The sequence below is a fragment of the Aeromicrobium sp. P2_G6 genome (genome assembly GCF_056403535.1).
In genome coordinates this window covers 689958-710833 of the sequence record NZ_JBFUFH010000002.1, presented here as the reverse complement: position 1 = coordinate 710833, position 20876 = coordinate 689958, and the positions used below count along the sequence as shown (strand labels likewise).

24 protein-coding genes and 2 tRNA genes are annotated in these 20876 nt (G+C 68.6%); 9 read left to right on the top strand and 17 right to left on the bottom strand.

Going from position 1 to position 20876, the window contains the following annotated elements:
* Positions 1-48 precede the first annotated feature (48 nt).
* Positions 49-729, top strand: a complete 681-nt coding sequence (locus AC1DVU_RS10015) for a GAF and ANTAR domain-containing protein (protein WP_476922281.1) — start codon at positions 49-51, stop codon at positions 727-729.
* A gap of 1 nt (position 730) precedes the next feature.
* Here AC1DVU_RS10015 and AC1DVU_RS10010 read toward each other — a convergent pair whose 3' ends face one another.
* Entirely contained in the window at positions 731-1159 is a 429-nt protein-coding gene (locus AC1DVU_RS10010) for a phosphatase domain-containing protein (RefSeq protein ID WP_476922280.1), read from the bottom strand.
* A gap of 110 nt (positions 1160-1269) precedes the next feature.
* On the opposite strand from AC1DVU_RS10010, the gene AC1DVU_RS10005 reads away from it, so the two are divergent.
* Entirely contained in the window at positions 1270-1647 is a 378-nt protein-coding gene (locus AC1DVU_RS10005; RefSeq protein WP_476922279.1) for a VOC family protein, read from the top strand.
* A 125-nt stretch (positions 1648-1772) separates the two neighbouring features.
* Here AC1DVU_RS10005 and AC1DVU_RS10000 read toward each other — a convergent pair.
* Positions 1773-1846, bottom strand: a tRNA-Met gene (locus AC1DVU_RS10000).
* A 26-nt stretch (positions 1847-1872) separates the two neighbouring features.
* Between AC1DVU_RS10000 and AC1DVU_RS09995 the strand changes: the two genes are divergently transcribed.
* Positions 1873-2613 carry a PIG-L deacetylase family protein gene (locus AC1DVU_RS09995; RefSeq protein ID WP_476922278.1) on the top strand — a complete coding sequence of 247 codons (741 nt, stop codon included), beginning with the start codon at positions 1873-1875 and terminating at the stop codon, positions 2611-2613.
* A gap of 2 nt (positions 2614-2615) precedes the next feature.
* On the opposite strand, the gene AC1DVU_RS09990 is transcribed toward AC1DVU_RS09995, so the two are convergent.
* The 6 genes from AC1DVU_RS09990 to AC1DVU_RS09965 form a co-directional block, all read right to left on the bottom strand.
* Positions 2616-3284 (bottom strand): hypothetical protein, encoded by a 669-nt coding sequence (locus AC1DVU_RS09990; protein WP_476922277.1) that lies wholly within the window; start codon positions 3282-3284, stop codon positions 2616-2618.
* Positions 3285-3469: 185 nt separating this feature from the next.
* Positions 3470-3542: transfer RNA gene (locus AC1DVU_RS09985), tRNA-Asn, on the bottom strand.
* Positions 3505-3987: a sigma-70 family RNA polymerase sigma factor gene (locus tag AC1DVU_RS09980; protein ID WP_476922471.1), complete on the bottom strand. Its 483-nt coding sequence runs from the start codon at positions 3985-3987 to the stop codon at positions 3505-3507. The genes AC1DVU_RS09985 and AC1DVU_RS09980 overlap by 38 nt, the downstream gene beginning before the upstream one ends.
* A gap of 214 nt (positions 3988-4201) precedes the next feature.
* On the bottom strand, positions 4202-6097 hold the full coding sequence (dnaG, locus tag AC1DVU_RS09975; protein ID WP_476922276.1) for a DNA primase: 1896 nt from the start codon (positions 6095-6097) through the stop codon (positions 4202-4204).
* Positions 6098-6186: 89 nt separating this feature from the next.
* Positions 6187-7419, bottom strand: coding sequence for a deoxyguanosinetriphosphate triphosphohydrolase (locus tag AC1DVU_RS09970; protein ID WP_476922275.1), 1233 nt, complete (start codon positions 7417-7419; stop codon positions 6187-6189).
* Complete coding sequence (locus tag AC1DVU_RS09965) at positions 7416-7892, bottom strand: N-acetyltransferase family protein (protein WP_476922274.1); 477 nt, start codon at positions 7890-7892, stop codon at positions 7416-7418. Before AC1DVU_RS09965 ends, AC1DVU_RS09970 begins: the two co-directional genes overlap by 4 nt.
* Before the next feature lie 67 nt (positions 7893-7959).
* Between AC1DVU_RS09965 and AC1DVU_RS09960 the strand changes: the two genes are divergently transcribed.
* Complete coding sequence (locus tag AC1DVU_RS09960; protein ID WP_476922273.1) at positions 7960-8691, top strand: hypothetical protein; 732 nt, start codon at positions 7960-7962, stop codon at positions 8689-8691.
* A gap of 1 nt (position 8692) precedes the next feature.
* Here the strand turns inward: AC1DVU_RS09960 and mutM are convergent, their stop codons facing one another.
* From mutM to AC1DVU_RS09940, 4 genes are read right to left on the bottom strand one after another with little or no spacing between them, the layout of a single operon-like run.
* Positions 8693-9544, bottom strand: a complete 852-nt coding sequence (gene mutM / locus AC1DVU_RS09955; protein WP_476922272.1) for a bifunctional DNA-formamidopyrimidine glycosylase/DNA-(apurinic or apyrimidinic site) lyase — start codon at positions 9542-9544, stop codon at positions 8693-8695.
* A gap of 9 nt (positions 9545-9553) precedes the next feature.
* Positions 9554-10228: a ribonuclease III gene (gene rnc / locus AC1DVU_RS09950; protein ID WP_476922271.1), complete on the bottom strand. Its 675-nt coding sequence runs from the start codon at positions 10226-10228 to the stop codon at positions 9554-9556.
* Between the two features lie 44 nt (positions 10229-10272).
* Entirely contained in the window at positions 10273-10458 is a 186-nt protein-coding gene (gene rpmF / locus AC1DVU_RS09945) for a 50S ribosomal protein L32 (RefSeq protein ID WP_056213101.1), read from the bottom strand.
* Between the two features lie 3 nt (positions 10459-10461).
* Entirely contained in the window at positions 10462-11010 is a 549-nt protein-coding gene (locus tag AC1DVU_RS09940; protein ID WP_476922270.1) for a YceD family protein, read from the bottom strand.
* A gap of 215 nt (positions 11011-11225) precedes the next feature.
* Between AC1DVU_RS09940 and dinB the strand changes: the two genes are divergently transcribed.
* Positions 11226-12410 carry a DNA polymerase IV gene (gene dinB, locus AC1DVU_RS09935; protein WP_476922269.1) on the top strand — a complete coding sequence of 395 codons (1185 nt, stop codon included), beginning with the start codon at positions 11226-11228 and terminating at the stop codon, positions 12408-12410.
* Positions 12411-12526: 116 nt separating this feature from the next.
* Here the strand turns inward: dinB and coaD are convergent, their stop codons facing one another.
* Genes coaD through AC1DVU_RS09915 form a run of 4 tightly spaced genes read right to left on the bottom strand, consistent with a single transcriptional unit; the run spans position 12527 to position 17262 of the window.
* A complete protein-coding gene (gene coaD, locus AC1DVU_RS09930) occupies positions 12527-13000 on the bottom strand; it encodes a pantetheine-phosphate adenylyltransferase (RefSeq protein WP_476922268.1) in 474 nt (157 codons plus the stop codon).
* Between the two features lies 1 nt (position 13001).
* Complete coding sequence (gene rsmD / locus AC1DVU_RS09925; protein ID WP_476922267.1) at positions 13002-13535, bottom strand: 16S rRNA (guanine(966)-N(2))-methyltransferase RsmD; 534 nt, start codon at positions 13533-13535, stop codon at positions 13002-13004.
* Positions 13532-15673 (bottom strand): ATP-dependent DNA helicase RecG, encoded by a 2142-nt coding sequence (recG, locus tag AC1DVU_RS09920; protein WP_476922266.1) that lies wholly within the window; start codon positions 15671-15673, stop codon positions 13532-13534. The genes rsmD and recG overlap by 4 nt, the downstream gene beginning before the upstream one ends.
* Complete coding sequence (locus AC1DVU_RS09915; protein WP_476922265.1) at positions 15673-17262, bottom strand: DAK2 domain-containing protein; 1590 nt, start codon at positions 17260-17262, stop codon at positions 15673-15675. Before AC1DVU_RS09915 ends, recG begins: the two co-directional genes overlap by 1 nt.
* A 160-nt stretch (positions 17263-17422) precedes the next feature.
* Here AC1DVU_RS09915 and rpmB point away from each other — a divergent pair, with 160 nt between their 5' ends.
* The 3 genes from rpmB to AC1DVU_RS09900 are packed head-to-tail and all read left to right on the top strand — an operon-like array spanning position 17423 to position 19584.
* Complete coding sequence (gene rpmB / locus AC1DVU_RS09910) at positions 17423-17608, top strand: 50S ribosomal protein L28 (protein WP_476922264.1); 186 nt, start codon at positions 17423-17425, stop codon at positions 17606-17608.
* Between the two features lie 54 nt (positions 17609-17662).
* Positions 17663-19081 (top strand): amidase, encoded by a 1419-nt coding sequence (locus AC1DVU_RS09905; RefSeq protein ID WP_476922263.1) that lies wholly within the window; start codon positions 17663-17665, stop codon positions 19079-19081.
* Complete coding sequence (locus tag AC1DVU_RS09900) at positions 19078-19584, top strand: GNAT family N-acetyltransferase (RefSeq protein ID WP_476922262.1); 507 nt, start codon at positions 19078-19080, stop codon at positions 19582-19584. The genes AC1DVU_RS09905 and AC1DVU_RS09900 overlap by 4 nt, the downstream gene beginning before the upstream one ends.
* A gap of 9 nt (positions 19585-19593) precedes the next feature.
* On the opposite strand, the gene AC1DVU_RS09895 is transcribed toward AC1DVU_RS09900, so the two are convergent.
* Positions 19594-20550, bottom strand: coding sequence for a thiamine-phosphate kinase (locus AC1DVU_RS09895; RefSeq protein ID WP_476922261.1), 957 nt, complete (start codon positions 20548-20550; stop codon positions 19594-19596).
* An 87-nt stretch (positions 20551-20637) separates the two neighbouring features.
* Here AC1DVU_RS09895 and AC1DVU_RS09890 point away from each other — a divergent pair, with 87 nt between their 5' ends.
* Positions 20638-20874, top strand: coding sequence for an Lrp/AsnC ligand binding domain-containing protein (locus tag AC1DVU_RS09890; protein WP_056213083.1), 237 nt, complete (start codon positions 20638-20640; stop codon positions 20872-20874).
* Positions 20875-20876 lie beyond the last annotated feature (2 nt).

Here is a 20876-nt window from a genome sequence, read left to right as displayed (position 1 = left end):
AGCGGCAGGCGGCGCATGACCCTCGGGTATCCGGGTAGGGAGTTCTTCGTGGCAGACGAGGCTCTGGAGGACAGCGTTCGACGTCTCGCCGAGGCGCTCAAGCCCGGCGACTTCGATGCGACGCTCCAGGCAATCACCTCCGCAGCGGTCGAGGTGCTGCCTGACGTCGAGTACGCCTCGATCACGGTCAAGCACTCAGACGACAGCATCGACACCGTTGCGCCGACTGACTCGCTGGTACTGGAACTGGACGCCAAGCAGTACGAGCTCCAGGAGGGCCCGTGCTACGACGCGGCAGTCACCACGGCACACGTCATCGCGCCGGACATGGCTTCGGACGAGCGGTTCCCCAACTACGGCCCGTACGTCGTGTCGAGGGGCATCCGCGCCCAGGCCGGTCTGCGCCTGTTCGACGCGCCGGCATCGCAGGGCGCACTCAACATCTACTCGCGGCGGGTCGGCGCCTTCCAGGACTTCACGACGCTGGCGAACCTGTTCGCCCACCAGGCTGCGGTCGCGATCGGCTATGCCCAGGAGATCGCCGACCTCAACGATGCGATCCGCACGCGAACGACGATCGGCCAGGCCGTCGGCATCATCATGGAGCGCTACGAGCTCAACGACGAGCGTGCCTTCGCGTTCCTGACCCGGCTCTCGCAGCACCGCAACGTCAAGCTGCGACTCATTGCCGCCGAGATCGTCGCGGACGTGGAGCGGCGCCGCAACTGACTCAGTCGACGACGTGGACCGCGATGCCCGCGTCCCGCCACAGGTCGATCACGGCCGGCTTGTCGTCCCAGGCCTCCAGCACCGTGAAACCGTCGGCGGCGATCTGAGCGAGGATGTCCTTCTTGATCTGGATGTCCTTGCGGTAGTCGCCGACGATCCGCATGTAGAGCGCGTCGTACGGAATGCCGTGCTCGACCAGCCAGTCGAGCGTGAGGTCGCGCCAGATGAACTCCCGCGACGTCACAACGAGGATCGCCCGCCCCTTTTCGTGCTCGGCCTGTGCGGCCTTGACCACCTCGGGCCGCGGCGGGCAGGTCGCCGACGCCGCATGGAACGCGTGGAAGTCCTTGTCCTCCCCCGTGATGAGGTGCTCGATCGTCGAGGTGTCGCACAGCGTGCCGTCCATGTCGAAGATCACCGCGTCGCGCATGCCCCCGATTGTGTCGTATGGGTCAGTCACCGAGTGGCTCACAGTGACTATCGCGCTAGCCGATCGACCGGCGTACCGTCGATTTCGGGGTGCAAAGAGAGGAAGAAAACATGTTGAGCGATTCAGAGATCTACGCAGTCCTCGCTGCCTCGGATATCGGACGAGCACGGCAGTTCTACAAGGACAAGTTGGGCCTGGAGCCGTCCGAAGAGCGCGGGGACGGACTGGTCTACCAAGGCAAGAACGGAGCGAAGATCCTGCTGTACGAATCCCAGTTCGCAGGCACCGCTCAGAACACGGCGTTGAGCTGGGTCACGAACGATCTGGACAGCGAGATGGCTGACCTGCGCAGCAGGGGCGTGGAGTTCGAGGACTACGACCTCCCGGGCCTCAAGACCGAGAACGGCGTGGCCACCTACTCGGAAGGCCGTGGAGCGTGGTTCAAGGACTCCGAGGGCAACATCCTCTCGCTGACCCAGATGAGCTGAGCCGAGCAAAGCAGACAGTCTGGTTCTTGACACTCGGTTTACGGTGGCGTCGACGCCCCCGGTTGAGATGCCACGGCCGGGAGTCCAGGGTTTCGTCTCCCGGGGGCGTCACCAGGGAAATTCAGTAGGGAGGGCGGGGCTCGAACCCGCGACCCAGGGATTATGAGTCCCCTGCTCTAACCAGCTGAGCTACCTCCCCAGGGAGTGCGGGCTTAGCCTAACCGTATGGAACCCACACCACTCGAGCCCGTCGACGAGAACTGGGAACGCGCACTGGTGGTGGTGGCGCATCCCGACGACGTCGAGTTCGGCGCCGCCGCTGCGATCGCGCGCTGGACCGATCAGGGCAAGACCGCGGTCTACTGCATGGTGACCAGCGGTGAGGCCGGCATCGACGGCCTCGCTCCGGACGAGTGCCGTGAGATCCGGATGGCCGAGCAGATCGCGTCGGCGAAGATCGTCGGCGTCGAGCAGGTGGAGTTCCTCGGCCTGCCCGACGGCGTCATCGAGTACGGCGTGCCGCTGCGTCGCGCGATCACCGAGGTCGTGCGCCAGCACCGCCCGGAGATCATCATCACCAACAACTTCCGCGAGACGTGGGGCGGGACGATGCCCAACCAGCCCGATCACATGGCGGTCGGGCGGGCGGCGCTCAACAGCGCCAGCGACGCGGGCAACCGGTGGATCTTCCCCGAGCAGCTCGTCCGCGGCCTGGAGCCATGGGGCGGCGTCAAGCAGGTCTGGGCCTCGGGCTCCCCCAACAGCACGTACGGCGCGGACACCACCGAGACGTTCGACCGCGGCGTCGAGTCGCTCAAGGCCCACAAGGCATACATCGACGGACTGGGCTGGGAGAACTTCGATCCGGCCGAGATGCTCGAGGGCATGTCGCGGCCGACCGGCTCACGGCTCGGCGTCACGCACGCGACGCCGTTCGAGGTCTTCTCGATGACCTGGGGCGAGTGACCTCAACCGTCGCGTGACCGGCGGGCGGCCCGGTAGGCGCCCTCGCGCATCTTGGCCGCCCATTCGTAGTACGCCAGTCCCGGCAGCTGGTTGCGGACCGGGTCGAACGACGGCGAGTCCTCTGACGACGCCTCGGTGAGCGTCATCCGAGCGAACGACTGCCAGGCACTGCCGAGGCCGGCACAGGCGAGGTCGAAGGTCAGGCCGTCGGTCCCCACCGGTACGGCTGCCAGGACGACGGGGCCGGACGTCGCGCGGTAGGGCAGCAGTGTCGAGTACGCGCGCTGCCCCGGATGCTGCGCCGGGAACAGCACGAAGCGCGACAGCCGGCCGAGCCCCGTCGTCGCGAAGAGGATGTCGGCGTGCGCTCCCCCGAAGAGCGGAAGGCGCAATGAGAGGCCATAGATGTCCGGCAGCGCTTCGGGGATCCCGATGGCGCGTGACACGCGTACGAGGCCAGTCGAGGTGCCGGGTTCGTCGATCCAGGGCACGCCGATGCCGTCCCTGAGGCCGGAGCGCTCGATCGTCGCGGTGTGTAGCTCGCCTCTGGGGTGCAGCGGCTTGTGGGCCGGGCGGATCCGCGCTGCGGCGCCGAAAACGCCCGCGAGCGCCTTGCCGGACAGCGCGGCGGCGTCGTGTCCCAGTCGTTGGGCCGTTGGCTTGATGTCCACGTGGGGCGCGTACCCCACGATTGCCATCTGACGCGTGTGGAGCAGCTACCCAGAATCCACGCGACGCGCTGGGCGTGACGAGTTGCAGGCTCACGTGGGCGTGTCGCCTGCAAGATGTCACGCCCAGCGCAGAACCTGCCCAGAAACCACGAAACGGCGCCGAGATCGGCGCCGTTCGGGTGATGCTCCCCCACTTGGACTCGAACCAAGAACCCTCCGATTAACAGTCGAATGCTCTGCCAATTGAGCTATGGGGGATCGGCTCCTCTTGCGAAGGAGCACGGTCAACTACTTTAGCAAGCCGCCTCCGGAGTTGTCGCATCGCCTTGGCCTCGACGGTGCGCACCTGGGCGACGGTCAGGCCGAGCCGCTCGCCGACCACCCGACGAGGCATCGGGACGGCCAACGGATCGCCGAGACCGAAGCGCATGCGGAGCACCTCCGCGAGCTCGTCCGGCATGCCGTCGAGGAGGTCGATGTCGCACGGTTCGGGCTGCGATGCCGGGCGATCCTCATCGCCGAGCGGTTGTTCCGGGCGGTGTTCGATTGCCATCGCCGAGCCGATCCAGTGCCACGCGTACGTCGCGAGCCGCGCACCTCGGTCGGGGTCGAACCGGTCGATCGCACGGATCAGCCCGATCGCGCCCGACTGCACAGCGTCGCGCAGGTCCTCGCCGCTGAGGCCACGAAGTCGGGCGCGCATCGCCACGGACCGCATACCGGCGGTGATCAGGGCTTCGCGTGCGGCTTGGTCCCCGCGTCGCGCCAGCCGGGCGAGGGCGATCTCCTCTGCCGCGTCCATCGGTGGCAGCGAGAGCAGCTCGCGTACGAATCGGTCCATGCCAACAGACTCCGACGGCTCACCGCCCTCGAGCAGTGCCGCGAATGCGAACTGTGGACCGACGAACGAGCGCGGGTCAGCTGGGGATGTCGCCACCGAGCGAGCGATCGCGCAACGTGCGGAACTGCTGCTCGAGCGCGATGAGCTCGCCGAACATGCGGTTGTAGGACTCGGCCTGCTCGATCGGGTTGGTGCGCTGGAGCTTGGACTTGACCTCCGTGATGCGGCGCCCGCAGGTCAGCAGCTGCAGCCGCAGGATCACCGATGCCACGACCGCGCCGGTGTTGTTCTCACGCGCCCTCATCGGCTCGACCGCGGCGACCGACAGCACACGGCGGGCGTCCTCGTCGTGGACCGACTCGGCCAGCCTGGGCAGCCAGTTGGAGTCGGGTGCGGTCGGCCAGGTCATGCCCTGGATGTGCTTCCAAAGGTACTTGGACACGAAGTGGGTGAAGTCGTTGTCGTCGAGCTCGTCGGCGTGCTCGCGGGCGAGGTGCGGATATTGCACGATCGCCTTGAGTGCCTCCCGCTCGTCGGCGAACTGCGGGGCACCGAAGCTGACGACCTGGCTGGGCGGCTCGGCCGGTGGCGGCGCCTCGGCTGTCGTCGGCGTTGCGGTCCCGGTCGCGGGCTTCGTCGCCGTCGTACGCCTGCGGTGCTCGGCGCGAACCTGCTCGATGTCGGTGCCGACTCGTCCGGCGATCTCCCGGAGCAGCTCGTCGACCTTGGACTTGTCGCGGATCGCGGAGGCCAGCGAGACCGCCTCGCGTACGGCGTCGACGCGCTGGTCGCCGCGGTCGAGGTCGTACTTGCTCAGCATGTTGTCGAGGACGAAGCGATAGAGCGGTATGCGTGATGCGACGAGCTCGCGCACCGCCGCGTCGCCCTCCGCGAGGCGCAGGTCGCACGGGTCCATGCCGCGGGGCTCGACGGCGACATAGGTCTGGGCGACGAACTGCTGGTCGCCGCTGAACGTCTTGAGAGCGGCTCGCTGACCGGCCTCGTCACCGTCGAACGTGAAGATGACCTCGCCGTGGAATGCCTGGTCGTCGAGCATGAGCCGGCGCATGACGCGGGCGTGGTCCTCGCCGAACGCAGTGCCGCAGGTCGCGACCGCGGTGGTGACACCGGCCTCGTGGCACGCCATGACATCGGTGTAGCCCTCGACGATGACGGCCTGGCTCGACGACGAGATCGAGCGGCGGGCCAGGTCGAGGCCGTAGAGGACCTGGCTCTTCTTGTAGATCGGCGTCTCGGACGTGTTGAGGTACTTGGCCTCGATCCGGTCGTCGTCGAACATCCGCCGGGCACCGAAGCCGATGATCTCTCCGGTCATCTCGCGGATCGGCCACAGCAGACGCCCGCGGAACCGGTCGTAGAGCCCGCGTGAGCCACTGGCGGCCAGGCCACCGATCGTGAGCTCCTCGTCGGTGAAGCCCTTGGACTTGAGGTGGGCGACCAGCGCCTCTCCCCCACGCGGCGCGAATCCCATGCCGAACTTCTCGGCGGCGGACTGGTCGAAGCCGCGATCCTTGACGAACTGGCGGCCGGCCTCGGCGTCCTTGGAGCTCTGGAGCGCGGCGGCATAGAACTCGCCCGCTTCGCGGTGGGCCGCGAGCAGACGCGGCCGCTGGTTGGGGTCGCGTCGGGGTCCGGTGTGCCCGCCGTCCTCGTAGCGCAGCGTGATGCCGGCCTTGACCGCGAGCCGCTCGACGGTCTCGACGAAGCTCAGGCCCTCGATCTCCATGACGAACCGGAACACGTCGCCACCGGCTCCGCAGCCGAAGCAGTGGTAGGACCCGACGGAGGGCCGGACGTTGAACGACGGCGACTTCTCGTCGTGGAACGGGCAGAGGCCCTTGCGGGAGCCTCCGCCAGCGTTCTTGAGCGTGACGTACTGCTCGATGACCTCGTCGATGCGGGTGCGCTCACGGACGAGCTGGATGTCCTCGTCCTTGATGCGTCCGGCCATGGGGTGAATGTTAGTCGCCGCCACCCACGGCCGAGTTACGTCATAGGAAGTGTGGTCTTGAGACCTCAGTTCGTATGACGCAAACCTCGTCAATTGAGCAGGCGGAGGGCCCACGTACGCGCGGAGGCGTCGGTCAGGCTGGCAACCTGGTCGATCACGACCCGGCGCCTGGCGGCGTCATCGGCGGCGTTGACGAAGTCGAGGGCGAACTCGGCCTCGAGCTCCTGGCCGTCGGACTTGTCGAGCACCTCGACCAGCGCCAGCAGCAGCTCACGCTGTCGGCTGAGCGGCCCCGCCCTGTCGTCCGACCGCATCACGTAGTGCGCCGCGATCGACTTGAGCACCGTGATCTCATCACGCGTGTCGTCCGGCACCTCGAGGTCGGCGGCAAAGCGTATGAGCGGCCCTCCGCCCCACCTCTCGACCGTCGCCAGCTCGGCGGCGTGCGCGAAACGACCGATCAGCGCGCTCGTGAGGCTCTTGAGGACCGCCCGTGCCGCCCGGCTACCGTCGAACGGCGTTGAGGGCCACTCCGACAGCTCCTGGAGCCGCTCGAGTGCCGCGTCGAGCCGGTCGTCCGAGGCGCCAGGGTCGTACCAGTCCCGCGCCACGGCGTGGATCGACTCGCGGTCGAGCTCACCGGAGCGCAGCACGAACCAGCCGCCGACAACCCCGTCCTCGACGTCGTGCACGGAGTACGCAATGTCGTCCGCGAGATCCATGACCTGCGCCTCGATCGGTCGGCGTTTGGCCGGCGCCTCTTCGCGGAGCCAGTCGAAGACCGCCACGTCATCGGCGTACGCCCCGAACTTGCCGCTGGAGTCGGGCGCCTCGCCGCGGAGCCACGGATACTTCACGCACGCCGAAAGCGTCGCGCGGGTGAGGTTGAGGCCGACGCTCGAGCCATCGGCGGCGAACGCCTTGGACTCCAGCCGGCTGAGGATGCGCAACGTCTGGGCGTTGCCCTCGAAGCCTCCGCACGACTGTGCCGCCTCGTCGAGCGCCGCCTCGCCGTTGTGGCCGAACGGCGGATGGCCGAGATCGTGCGCCAGAGCCGCCGAGTCGACGATGTCCGGATCGCAGCCCAGCGCCTTGCCCAGCTCACGGGCGACCTGCGCGACCTCGAGCGTGTGGGTCAGCCGGTTGCGGACGAAGTCGTCGAAGCCGGCGCCCATGACCTGCGTCTTGGCCGAGAGCCGGCGCAGCGCCGCGGAGTGCACGACCCGTGCCCGGTCGCGCTCGAAGGGCGTACGACCCGAGCGCTTCGGCGGCTCGTCGACGAAGCGCGCGCGGGCCTCCTCGCCATACGGTGCGTCGGTCACGCCCGCGAGATCCGCTTCATCATGTGCGTGCTGGTCGGCACGTAGCCCGCGGACTCGTACAGGGCTCGCGCGGTGAAGTTGGGGGCAAAGACGTTGAGGCGCACCGATGAGCTGCCGTGCTCGGCACACCAGGCCTCCGCCGCCGTCAGGAGTGCCCGACCGAGCCCTCGACCACGATGCGACTCGTTGATCTCGATGTCGTAGATGAACGTGTCCCGCACCGGCTGCCTGGGATCGGTGAACAGCCACAGGTGGCCCACGACCTCACCGTCGAGCACGCCGACAAACAGGTCGTGGCCAGGCGTCGACAGGCCGGCGGGAAGGGCCGCCGCCTGCTCGGCCCTCGACAGCTCGAGGGCGTGCTCCTCGGTCCACAAGCCGGCCTCGACCTTCTCGCGGGCGTACTCCACCACGAGACGTTCGTTCCACGCCGCGAAGTACTCCTCAGACATGGGCTGCAACGAAAGGGTCACTCGCGCAGGTTATCGCCCCCACCCATGGGATGATCGCGACTCGGGGACATGACCCGGGAGGACGACGATGAGCGAATCCTCGTACGCGTGGCGGTCCGCGGCAGTCATGGCTCTGCGCCGGCTCGCCGTGGCGAGTCTTGCCGGGGCGATCGTGGGCTTCCTGGCCGGCGGAGTCGGCGGTCGCCTGGCGATGAGCCTGCTTGCCAGCCTGAACGCCGAGGACGCCGGCGTGGTGAGCGACGACGGGTTCACGATGGGCCAGGTCACGCTCGGCGGCACCCTCAACCTGCTCCTGGTCGGCACGGTGCTCGGCATTCTCGGCGGCGGGATCTACGTCGCCGTCAGGGACCTGCGCATCGGCCCGGCGTGGTTCCGGTCAGCCAGCATCGCCGTCGGCGTGACCGTCGTCGTCGGCTCGCTGCTCGTGCACTCCGACGGCGTCGACTTCACCCGACTCGAGCCGACGTACGCCGCGATCGGCCTGACCCTGGCCATCCCGTTCGTGTACGCGTTGGCACTCCCGCCCCTGGCCGACCGGTGGCTTCGCCCCGACTCCACGCTGATGACAACCACGAATCGGCTGGTGTTCCTGCCCCTTGTCCCCTGGCTGTTCCCCTTGACCCCGATCGCGGCCCTGCTCGTGCTCGGCTGGGTCGTGTTCCGCGCCGTCATCGGCTCGCGGAGCTCCCGGGTGAGCCCCGTGCTGCCGTGGCTGGCGCGGCTCGCATTGACCGCGGTCTTCGCCTTCGGGCTGGTCGGCCTGGTGCAGACCATCCGCGAGATCTACCGCGTCACCTGAGTCAGAACTTGCCGTTGCGGGGGCGCGGCTGACACTTCGGGCACCAGTAGGACGAGCGGTTCATGAACGCGTCGCGGCGGATCGGTGTGCCGCAGCGCTGGCACGGCTTGCCCTCCTGCCCGTATGCCTGGAGGGACCGCTCGAAGTAGCCGCTGTTGCCGTTGACGTTGACGTAGAGCGCGTCGAACGAGGTGCCGCCCTGGGCCAGCGCCTCGAGCATGACCTCGCCGATGTGCACCAGCAGGCCCTCGACCTCGCGGGAGCGCAGGTGTCGCGTGTTGCGGGCGTAGTGCAGCGGCGTGCGCCAGAGGGCCTCGTCGGCATAGATGTTGCCGACCCCGGAGATCAGCGTCTGGTCGAGGATCGCGCGTTTGACGCCGGTCTCGCGCTTGCGGAGGCGGGCGGCGAACTCCGCCGCGTCGAACAACGGGTCGAGCGGGTCACGGGCGATGTGGGCGATCTCGGGCGGCAGGTCGGCGCCGTCCTCGCTGAACGACATGCCGCCGAAGATGCGCTGGTCGGCGAAGCGCAGCTCGCGGCCGTCGTCGAGGGTGAGCGCGATGCGCAGATGGCGGGGCGCCGGCGCATCGGCCTCGGAGATCAGGAACTGCCCACTCATGCCGAGGTGGCACAGCACGGCATCGCCATGGTCGAGCTGCATCCAGAGGTACTTGCCGCGCCGCGCGGCGCCGACGACCGTACGGCCCTCGAGGCGGTGCGTGAAGTCGGTCGCACCCGGGAGGTGCCGGCGCACGGACCTGACGTCGTGGACGACGGCGTGGGTGATCGTGCGCCCGACGACGTGATCGTGGATGCCGAGGCGTACGACTTCGACCTCTGGCAGCTCGGGCACGAGTGAAGCCTAGGCGGGATCGGCGACAGAACTGTCGAGGGCGGCGCTGATCGACCGCCAGGCGATCTCAGCGACCATCTGCTCGGCTTCCTTCTTGGAGCGACCGGTGCCGCCGCCGAAGACCCGCTCGCCGACGTGCACCTCGGCGGTGAACGACTTGTCGTGGTCCGGACCGGTGCCCTCGAGGACGTAGTGCGGAACCCCGAGCTCGTTGTTGGCGGCGATCTCCTGGAGCGACGTCTTCCAGTCGAGGCCGGCGCCGAGCTCTGCGGCCACGGCGATCACCGGGTCGAAGATGCGGTGGATGACCTCGGCAGCGCGTTCGATGCCGAACTGCACGTAGATCGCTCCGAGCAGCGCCTCGACGGTGTCGGACAGGATCGACGCCTTGTTGCGGCCGCCTGTGGCTTCCTCGCCACGGCCGAGGCGTACGTGATCGCCGATGCCGAGAGTGCGGGCGACTTCGGCGAGGGCCTTGGCGCTGACGACCGCAGCGCGGAGCTTGGCGAGCTGCCCCTCAGGGAGCTCCGGGTGCTCGGTGAAGAGCGTGTCGGTGACGACGAGGCCCAGCACCGAGTCTCCGAGGAACTCGAGGCGCTCGTTGTTGGGGACGCCACCGTTCTCGTACGCGTACGAGCGATGTGTCAGGGCATGCTGAAGGAGCCCCGCATCCAGGTCCTCCACACCGAGAACCTGCCGGAGCCCATCAGCATCAAATGATGCAGAGATCAGAGGACCTGGCGACGCTCGCCGCGAGCTCCGTACTGTCCGCACTTGGTGCACGCGTGGTGCGGCTGCACCTTCGAGTCGCACGCAGGGTTCGCGCAGTCGACGATCGCGGTCTTGGTGGTCTTCCACTGTGCACGACGATGGCGCGTGTTGCTGCGCGATGTCTTCCTCTTCGGGACTGCCACGATCTACTCCTTGCTGTCGTCGGACGTGATGTCCGACCCTGTCTGGTCGGCTGGCGGGACCGGTTGCTCCGCCAGCTGGCTCAACGATGCCCACCTCGGGTCAATCGCCTCACCGTGTGTGTGATCTGGATCATCCGCAAGCCGCGCTCCACATTCGGGGCACAGTCCCGGACACTCCGGACCACACAACGGGTTGTGCGGCAGTGCGAGCACCACCGCGTCCCGCAGGACGGTCTCGAGGTCGAGCAGGTCGTCCTCGAGGAAGAACTCCTCTTCTTCGGCCTCTTCTGTGTCAGAAGGTGCCTCGAAGAGGTACAACTCCTGGAATCCCACCACGACAGCTTCGTCGATCGGGTCCAGGCACCGCACACACTCGCCCACGGCCCGCGCCGAGATGGTGCCTGTTGCCAGAACACCTTCCATGATGGCCTCGAGCCGGAGCTCAATCTCCATCGGGGAATCCTCGGGCACGCTGTAGACGTCGTAACCCATGTCTGCCGGCGCCGGGACCGTCAGGGTGAATGTACGTTCGGCGCCCGGTTTGCGACCCATCTCGTGGGTGTCGAAAACCAAAGGTCCCGAAAGCACGGCTTGCCCATCTGTCCAAGTGCACGACAAAACTTCAACCTGCGAACAGGCCGAAGAGAATCGTAACCCGCCGGGCCCAGCCGAGGCCAATCGCCCTTCGCTCGCAGAGCTCGCTCCCGCGGCTTCGCCGCTAGGAACCAGACAGGCCGTTTGTCCCCGTTCGGTGACACGATGCAGGTATGACCGAGGGTACCGTCCTGCACGCCGACCTCGACGCGTTCTACGCGTCGGTCGAGCAGCGCGATGATCCCTCACTCCGCGGTCGTCCGGTCATCGTCGGTGGCGGCGTCGTCCTCGCGGCGAGCTATGAGGCCAAGGCTCGCGGTGTGCGTACGGCCATGGGTGGCCGCCAGGCGCTGAGGCTGTGCCCCGAGGCCGTGGTCGTGCCTCCGCGCATGAAGGCCTACACGCAGGCGAGCCGCGACGTGTTCGACGTGTTCCGCGACACCACGCCGGTGGTCGAGGGGCTGTCGATCGACGAGGCATTCCTCGAGGTCGGCGGGCTGCGGCGCATACGCGGCCTGCCGTCGTCGATCGCCGAGCAGCTGCGCCAGGACGTACGCACCAAGGTCGGGCTGCCGATCTCGGTCGGCGTGGCGCGCACCAAGTACCTCGCCAAGGTCGCCAGCGCCGTGTCCAAGCCTGAGGGCATGCTCGTCGTGCCGGTCGAGAAGGAGCTCGAGTTCCTCCACGCCCTGCCGGTCGAGCGACTCTGGGGCGTCGGCAAGGTCACCTCGCAGAAGCTCCGCGACCGGCGGATCGTCACGGTCGGGGACGTCGCCGAGATGTACGAGATCGAGCTCGTCCAGCTCCTCGGTCCGGGGTCCGGCCACCACCTCTACGCGCTGGCGCACAACCGCGACCCTCGGCCGGTCGTCGTCGGCAAGCGGCGCGGGTCGATGGGCGCCCAGCACGCGATCGGCCGTGGCCCGCACTCCCCGGCCGAGATCGACCTGGCGCTGCTGACCCTCGTCGACCGGGTCACCCGGCGCATGCGCGCTGCGGGGCGTACGGGCCGCACCGTGACCATTCGGCTGCGGTTCGGCGACTTCACTCGCTCGACGAGCTCCCACTCGCTGGACCGGCCGACCGCCCACAACACCACGGTGCTCGAGGTCGCCCGGCTGCTGCTGGCATCGCGCGCCGCGGCGATCAAGGAGCGCGGGCTGACCCTCATCGGCGTCGCCGTCGGGTCACTCGACGACAATCCGGCCCAGCTGGCACTGCCCCTCGACGTCACGAGCGGTGCTGAGCTCGACGAGGCGATCGACGCAGTGCGCGACAAGTACGGCTCGTCGTCATTGCGTCGAGCAGTGCAGCTGGGCAAGAAGGAACGCGACCCCATGCCCATGCTCCCGGACTGAGCTGATCTCACGAGATCTCGATACGCCGCTCGCTGAGCGAGCTTGCTACTCGATCAGCGAGTACTCGCCGGTCGAGTAGCCGACCGAGCTCTGCGAGGGAGGCGTATCGAGACGACTCAGGCGTACTTTGCTTTCAGCTCGGCCAGGACGAAGTCGGGGACGAGGCGGGAGACGTCACCGCCGCCCTTGGCGACTTCCTTGACGAGGCTCGAGGCCAGGAATGAGTACTCCGGCGTCGTCGGGATGAAGAGCGTGTCGACCTGGGTGAGACTGCTGTTCATCTGCGCCATCTGCAGCTCGTAGTCGAAGTCGGTGACGGCGCGCAGGCCCTTGACGATCGCCGAGACACCGCGATCGGCGCAGAAGTCGACGAGCAGGCCCTTGAAGGACGCGGTCGTGACGTTCGGGAACTGCGACGTGGCCCGGTCCAGGAGCTCGAGCCGCTCGTCGATCGTGAAGAGGCCCTTCTTGCTCTCGTTGACCAGGACCGCGACAACCACCTCGTCGAACAGCCGCGACGCCCGCTCGATGATGTCGAGGTGACCGTTGGTCACGGGGTCGAAGGAGCCGGGACACACGACCTTCGTCATGTCAGCGACCGTACCAAACCCGGGTCTCGCCGTACGTCTTGTCTCGGAGACCTTCGACTCCCTCGGGCCAGGTGAACGGATCGCGTGATGACCGCTCGACGACGAACAGCGCGTCGGGCTGCTTCAGCGCTGTGACGAGAGCACCGACCTCGGCCGTGGAGAGCGCGTAAGGGGGGTCGAGGAAGATCAGCCCGAACGGCTCCGTTGCCGGGCGCACGACGTACTTCTCGGCGCTGGTACGCGTGACGGTGCCGGACGCGCCGAGATCGGCGAGGTTGCGCTTGATGACCGCGGCCGCCTTGGCGTTGGACTCGACGAACTCCGCGAACGCCGCTCCTCGTGACAGCGCCTCGAGCCCCAACGCGCCAGATCCGGCGAACAGGTCCAGGACACGCAGGTCCTCGAAGCCGCCGAGCTCGGACTGGATCGACGAGAACATCGCTTCACGCACGCGGTCGGAGGTCGGCCGGGTGCCGTCACCCGGGGGAGTCTGGATGCGCCGCCCGCCGTAACGCCCCGCGATGATGCGGGTCACGTGCGCTCCAGGTAGTCAGCCTGCTCGGAGCGTTCGAGCTCCTGCACCGCAGCGGCCAGGGCCGGATGCGACGCCAGCGTCGGGTCCGCCTCGACGATCGCATCAGCGACCCGCCTGGCCTCCTCGATGACCTCGCCGTCCTTGACCACCGACAGCAGTCGAAGGCTCGACCGGATGCCCGACTGACGCGCGCCGAGGACATCTCCCTCGCGCCGCAGCTCGACGTCGAGCCGGGACAGCTCGAACCCGTCGGACGTCGAAGCCACCGCGTCGAGCCGCTCCCGTGCCGGCGAGTCACCCTCCGACGCCGTGACGAGCAGGCACAGCCCCGCCTCGGAGCCACGACCGACGCGGCCCCGCAGCTGGTGCAGCTGGGACATGCCGAACCGGTCGGCATCCATGACGACCATGACCGTCGCATTGGGCACGTCGACGCCGACCTCGACCACAGTCGTCGCGACGAGCACGTCGATCTCGCCGCGGGCGAACGCATTCATCGTCGCGTCCTTGTCGTCGGGCGTCATGCGCCCGTGCAGGCTGCCGAGTCGCAGCCCGTGCAGCGCACCGCCCTCGAGCTCCTCGCGCAGCTCGATCAACGACTTGGTGTCCTTGTCACCGCCGTCGTCGCCCTCGCCGATGCGCGACACCACGACGTACGCCTGACGGCCGCGGCCGACCTCTTCGCGTACGCGCTCCCAGCCGCGGTCGAGCCACTGGGGCCGCTCGGCGTAGGGCACGACGGTCGTCTGGATCGGCTGGCGACCCGCCGGCAGCTCGCGCAACGTCGAGACCTCGAGGTCGCCGAACACCGACATCGCCAGCGTGCGCGGGATCGGGGTCGCGGTCATGACCAGCACGTGCGGGGTGACTTCGGCACGATCGACCAGGGCAGCCCGCTGCTCGACACCGAAGCGATGCTGCTCGTCGACGACCAGCAGGCCGAGCTCGGCGAACTGGACGTGGTCCTGGATCAGCGCGTGCGTGCCGATCACGATGCCGGCCTCGCCGGACGCGGCGTCGAGCAACGACTCCTTGCGAGCCTTGGCACCCTGCGACCCGGTCAGCAGGCGTACGCGGGTGGCTCCGTCGGCGCCGCCGAGCATGCCACCCTTGGCGAGGTCGCCGAGCATCGCGGTGATCGCGCGATAGTGCTGCGCCGCGAGCACCTCCGTCGGCGCCAGCAGGGCCGTCTGCGCGCCGGCGTCGACGACCTGAAGCATGGCCAGCAGCGCGACGATCGTCTTGCCGGAACCAACCTCACCCTGCAGGAGCCGGTGCATCGGATGCGTGCGGGCGAGGTCGCTCGAGATCTCCTCGACGACGGTCTTCTGGCCGGCCGTGAGCTCGAACGGCAGCTGCTGCTCGAAGCGCTCGCGCAACCCGCCGGGCGCGATCGGACGCGACGCTGCCCGCTCGTGCTCGAGGGCGTTGCGACGTTGGGCGAAGATCGTCTGGACGACGAACGCCTCCTCGAACCGGAACCGGTCCCGGGCGCCCTGCCAGTCCTTGGCGTTGCGTGGCCGGTGGATCGCCTCGAACGAGCCCTTGAGGTCGTAGAAGCCGTGCGACGCGCGCACGTCCTCAGGCAGCGGGTCGTCAAGGGGGCTGATCGCGTCGAGGCACATGCCGACGCACTGCTCGATCTTCCACGAGGCCATCGCGGCGGTGGCCCGGTACAGCGGGATGACGCCACGCCCCAGCCGTGCTCCGCCGGCCGGGTCGTCGGTCTTGGTGAGCGCCTCCCAGTCCGGGTGCGTCAGCTGGAGCTTCCCGTTGAACTCGGTGACAACGCCGGCCCCGAGACCCAGCGAGCCCTCCTGCATCGCCTTGAGCCGCCAGGCCTGCTGGAAGAACGTCAGGGTCAGGTAGCCGGTGCCATCGGTGACGACGACCTCGGTGCGCGTGCGCCGGCCACCCGGCCCGAACGAGTAGTTCTTGGCCGATGCGACCCGCGCCATGATCGTGACGTGCTGGCCGACCTCCAGCTGTGACAGGTCCGTGAGCTTGCCCAGCTCGGCGTAGCGCCGCGGATAGTGGCGCAGGAGATCCTCGACGACGACCATGTCGAACGCCTTGGTGAGCGGCTTGGTGGTCTTGTCGCCGAGGACGTTGACCAGCTTGGTCGAGAGCTCGACCATCACTCCACCGCGATGAACAGCGGGTAGTTCTCCTGGCCGCCGTCGTAGACCACGAGGTCGACGTCGGGTCGCAGCGTGCGGAGGTATTCGGAGATCGACTCCTCGATCAGCCCCTCGGCGTCCTCACCCATCACGACCGTCAGCATCTCACCGGCCGGTGACAGGATCCGGTCGATGACCTCGTAGGCCACCGCGAGGATGTCCTGGCCGACGACCGCGAAGTCGCCCGCCACGACGCCGAGCACGTCGCCCACGTCGCACGGGCCGACCATCGTCATGCCAGGCTCCGAGGCGATCGTGACGGCTCCGTGCTGGGTGTGCGCGGCAGCACTCGACATCGCCACGACGACCTCGTCGAAGCCGAGACCGGGATCGTGCACCGCGAGGGCGGCCAGGCCCTGCACCTGCGCATGAGTCGGGATGACCGCGACCCGAATGCCGTCCTGACGGGCGGCCTGGGCGGCAGCCTCGAACTGCCGGACGTACCTCTGGTTGTTGGGCAGCACGATGACCTCGCTGGCGCCGGCGTCGCGCAACGAGGCGCTCATCTCGGCGATCGTCAACGGACGCTCGCGGGTGAACTCGAGCGTCTTGGCGCCGGCCTCCTGGCAGAGCGCCGTGAGACCGTCGCCGGTCGTCGCGGCGATCACGACCCGGCCGGTGCGTGGCGCCTGAGCCATCTGGTCGGCGAAGTGGGTGACGGCGATGCGGTAGGGGCGACCGGCTGCGATGCCGGCCTCGATCGCCGCGCCGACGTCGTCGACGTGCACGTGGACGTTCCAGAGCCGATCGCCGCCCACCACGACGAGCGAGTCGCCGAGGGGCAACAGGGCCGAACGCAGCTCGGCGATGCGGTCGTCGTCCGCCTCGAGGAGGTACATGACCTCGTACGACGGACCGTCCGCGCTCAGGTCGTCACCGGAACCCACGGCCGGCACCGGGATGCTGCTGGCGGCCGGCTTCGGGATGCGGCCGGTCAGCGCCTGCTCGGTGGCATCCAGGACCACGACGAGCGCGCGGCCGCCCGCATCGACGACGCCGGCCCGCGCCAGCAGCTCCATCTGCTCAGGCGTACGGGCGAGGGCCTCACGTGCTGCGTTGGCGGCCTTGCCGAACACCGTGCGTCCGTCGACACCGGCCTCGGCCGACTCGGTCGCGCCGACGGCGGCAGCCTTGGCGACCGACAGGATCGTGCCCTCAACAGGAGCGCCGACCGCGGCCCATGCAGCGTCAGAGGCGGCGACGAACGAACGCGCAACGTCTTCGGCCGTGACGTCTCCACCCGACAGGTCGAGGTCGCGGAAGCACGCGCGCACGAGCTGGGACAGGATCACGCCGGTGTTGCCCTTGGCTCCGGTCAGCAGGCCGTCGACGTACGCCTTGACGAGCTCGGGGAACGGCACGTCGGAACCCATGGCCGACACGGCGTCGGCGCCGGAGGCGAACGTCAGGTAGGCATTGGTCCCCGTGTCGCTGTCGGGCACGGGGAACACATTGAGCGCGTCGATCTCGGCCCGGGCCGACGACAGGGCCCCGGCACACAGCTGCGTCCACGCTCGGAACGCCGCGGGGTTGAGGGTGAGGCCCATGGGGCGAGGCTATCGGTCACCACCGTGCAACCACGGGAGCAGCCGGGCTGATTCGCGTCAGCGTCGGGTCTTCGGCTATTCTTGAGCGGTTGTCGTCGCACCGTCTGGTCGCGGGGACAGCCCCATTCATCCAAGTAGTCTCAATCTTCAGGAGTTCGCCGTGGCTGCGGTCTGTGATGTGTGCGCCAAGGGACCTGGCTTCGGCCACAACGTTTCCTTCTCGCACCGACGCACCAAGCGTCGTTTCGATCCCAACATCCAGCGCGTTCGCGCTGTCGTGAACGGGACCCCCAAGCGCCTCAACGTGTGCACCTCGTGCCTCAAGGCCGGCAAGGTCTCTCGCTGACTTCTGGCAGCTAGCCACTGGCCGTTGGTTGCGATGTGACCCTAGAGTCATCTCGTGACCAAGGAGATAACCACTCGCGTCCACGCGTTCAGCGATGACGCACTCGGCGACCTCGACACTGTCGGGGTCGCCGCTGCTATTGCCACGGGAGACATCAGCGCCCGTGAAGCCGCCGAGGCGGCGATCGCCCGGGCGGAGCGGGTCAATCCCGAGCTCAACGCGATCCAGCATCGCGACTTCGAGCGCGGTCTCGCGGCGTCCGAGCTCCCGGCCGAGGGGGTCTTCGCCGGCGTCCCGACCTTCGTCAAGGACAACACCGACGTCGCCGGGCTGCCGTCGGACCAGGGCTCGCTCGCGGTCAAGGCACGTCCGGCGGCTGCCCACGCGCCGTTCACGGACCAGTTCCTCTCTGCCGGATTCACGGTGCTGGGCAAGACGACGATGCCCGAGTTCGGCTTCAATGCCACGACGGAGTACGCGACCCTGCCGCCGACCCGCAACCCTTGGAACACCGGCTACTCCGCGGGTGCGTCATCCGGCGGAGCCGCAGCGCTCGTGGCGTCCGGTGTCGTGCCGATCGCTCACGCCAACGACGGTGGCGGCTCGATCCGCATACCGGCCGCAGCGTGCGGCCTGGTCGGACTCAAGCCGACTCGCGGGCGCGTCGTGCCCGCCGCGGACTCGGCCAAGCTTCCGGTCGACATCATCTCCAACGGTGTCGTGACGCGCACGGTGCGCGACACCGCCCACTTCATGGCCGCGACCCAGGCATACCGGCCGGCACCGGACCTCAGGCCCCTCGGGCTCGTCGAGGGACCGGCCGGGCGGCGTCTCCGCGTCGGCATGATCCTCGACTCGGTCACCGGCCGGCCGACCGACGAGGACACCCGCAAGGCGGTCCTCGCGACGTCCGACCTGCTCGGCTCACTGGGGCATGACGTCGTCGAGGTCCCACTCCCGGTCGACAAGACGTTCATGGAGGACTTCAAGCACTACTGGGGCCTGCTGGCGTTCTCCACGCAGCACTTCGGCCGCAAGGTCATGAGCCCCGACTTCGACAAGACGCTCACGGACCCGCTGACGCGCGGCCTCGCCAGGAGATTCGTACGCCAGGCGTGGCGCACACCGCTCGCCATCCGCGGCCTCAAGCGGTCCGAGCTGCGCTATCGCGCGGCCTTCGCCGACGTCGACGTGATCGTGTCGCCGACACTCGCGTACGCGACTCCCGAGCTGGGCTACCTGTCCCCCGCCGTCGACTTCCCCGTGATGTTCGAGCGACTGGTCCAGTACGCCGCCTTCACTCCGCTCAACAACGCCGCCGGCGGCCCCGCGATCTCGCTGCCGCTCGGCCGCTCGTCGGCGGACATGCCGATCGGCGTGCATTTCTCGGCCGACCACGGCGACGAGCAGACCCTCCTCGAGCTCGCCTACGAGCTGGAGGMCGCCCAACCGTTCGCGAAGATCCACGCTTGAGCCTCGTCGTTCGCCGTCTCGCACTCGCGGACGAAGCCGACACCAAGGCGGCCGTCGCCGAGTTCGAGGCCGAGGGCGGCCATTGGTCGTACCGCTACCGGCCCGACCTGCCGTGGCCCGACTACGTCGCGCTGGTCCACGGCTGGGAGCACGGGCGCGACCTCCCGCAGGGATTCGTCGCGAACGCCGACCTGGTCGCTGATGTCGACGGCGTCGTGGTGGGCCGGGCGTCGCTGCGGTTCGAGCTCAACGAGTTCCTCCGCACGCTGGGTGGGCACATCGGCTACGCCGTACGGCCGCAGTTCCGCGGTCACGGGTATGCCAAGGAGATCCTGCGTCAGTCGGTCGACCTGCTGCGGGTCCGAGGCATCAGCCCGGTCCTGGTCACCTGCGACGACGACAACCTCGCGTCGGCCAGGGTCATCGAGTCCGGCGGTGGGATGCTCGAGAGCGTCGTCCCGGGAGTCGCCGACATCCCCAAGCGCAGGTACTGGATCAGCTGAGCCTCGGTCTCAGCGGAAGTGCTGGTGGCCGGCTGGGCCTTCGTACGCCTTGCCGTCGACCGTCAGGCCCTTGCCGTCAGACACCGCGCCGATGCGGGTCCAGCCCTCTGGCAGTGCCGCCTGCGAGCTGAACGTCGCGACGAGGGCGTAGTCGTCGCCGCCGGTCAGCATGAATGTCAGGGCGTCGACACCAAGCGCCTCGCTGACCGTCGCCACGGGCTCGGGCACCACGAACGCCGACGAGTCGAGGTCGATCGCGACGCCGCTGGCCTCGGCGATGTGGCCGAGGTCGGCCAGCAAGCCGTCGCTGATGTCAGTCATGGCGGTCGCGCCCGCACCGGCGGCCTGGGGCCCGGCGGCGTACGGCGGGTGCGGCACGCGGTGCGCGTCGACGGCTGCCTTGGGCGATCGGAACCCGCGGCTCAGGGCGGCGAATCCCGCGCCGGCCAGTCCGAGCTGTCCGGCGTACGCGACGACGTCGCCCGGCAGCGCGCCGGAGCGAAGCACCGGGCGTACGACGTCACCCATCGCCGTGACGGCGATGATGATCTTGTCCGACGCCGTGACATCGCCACCGACGATGTGGGCCCCGACGTGCGCGCACTCGACCTCGAACCCGCGCGTCATCTCCAGCACCCACGACACCGGTAGGTCGGAGGGCGCTCCGAATCCCACCGTGAGGGCCGTTGCGACCCCACCCATGGCGTTGATGTCGGAGAGGTTGCAGGCGGCCGCCTTGCGGCCGATGTCGTGCGGCGACGACCAGTCGCGCCGGAAATGGCGGCCCTCGACCAGCAGGTCGGTCGAGACCAGGAAGCTGCCGTCCTTGGTCGAGATGTGGGCGGCGTCGTCGCCCGGGCCGAGCAGGACGTGGCGATTGTCGCCGATCTGGGCGCGCACCTGATCAATCAGGCCGAACTCTCCGATGTCGCCGATCGTGGGTTCTTCCGGAGCACTGGTCGCCATACGCGCCATTGTGTCGCAGGCGGCGGCGCACGTGCGGAGGCGCATCGGGTAGCGTGGCACAGTCCGGTCAACCGAAGGAGTTTCACGATGGCTGTGCAGGCATACATCCTCGTCCAGACCGAGGTCGGCAAGGCCGCCGAGGTCGCCACCGCGATCGCCGCCATCGATGGCGTGACGCTCGCGGAGGACGTCACTGGACCCTACGACGTCATCGTGCGCGCCGAGGGTCCCAGCGTCGACGAGTTGGGCGCCCTGGTCGTCACGACGATCCAGAACGTCCCCGGCATCACCCGTACGCTGACCTGCCCCATCGTTCGCATCTAGAG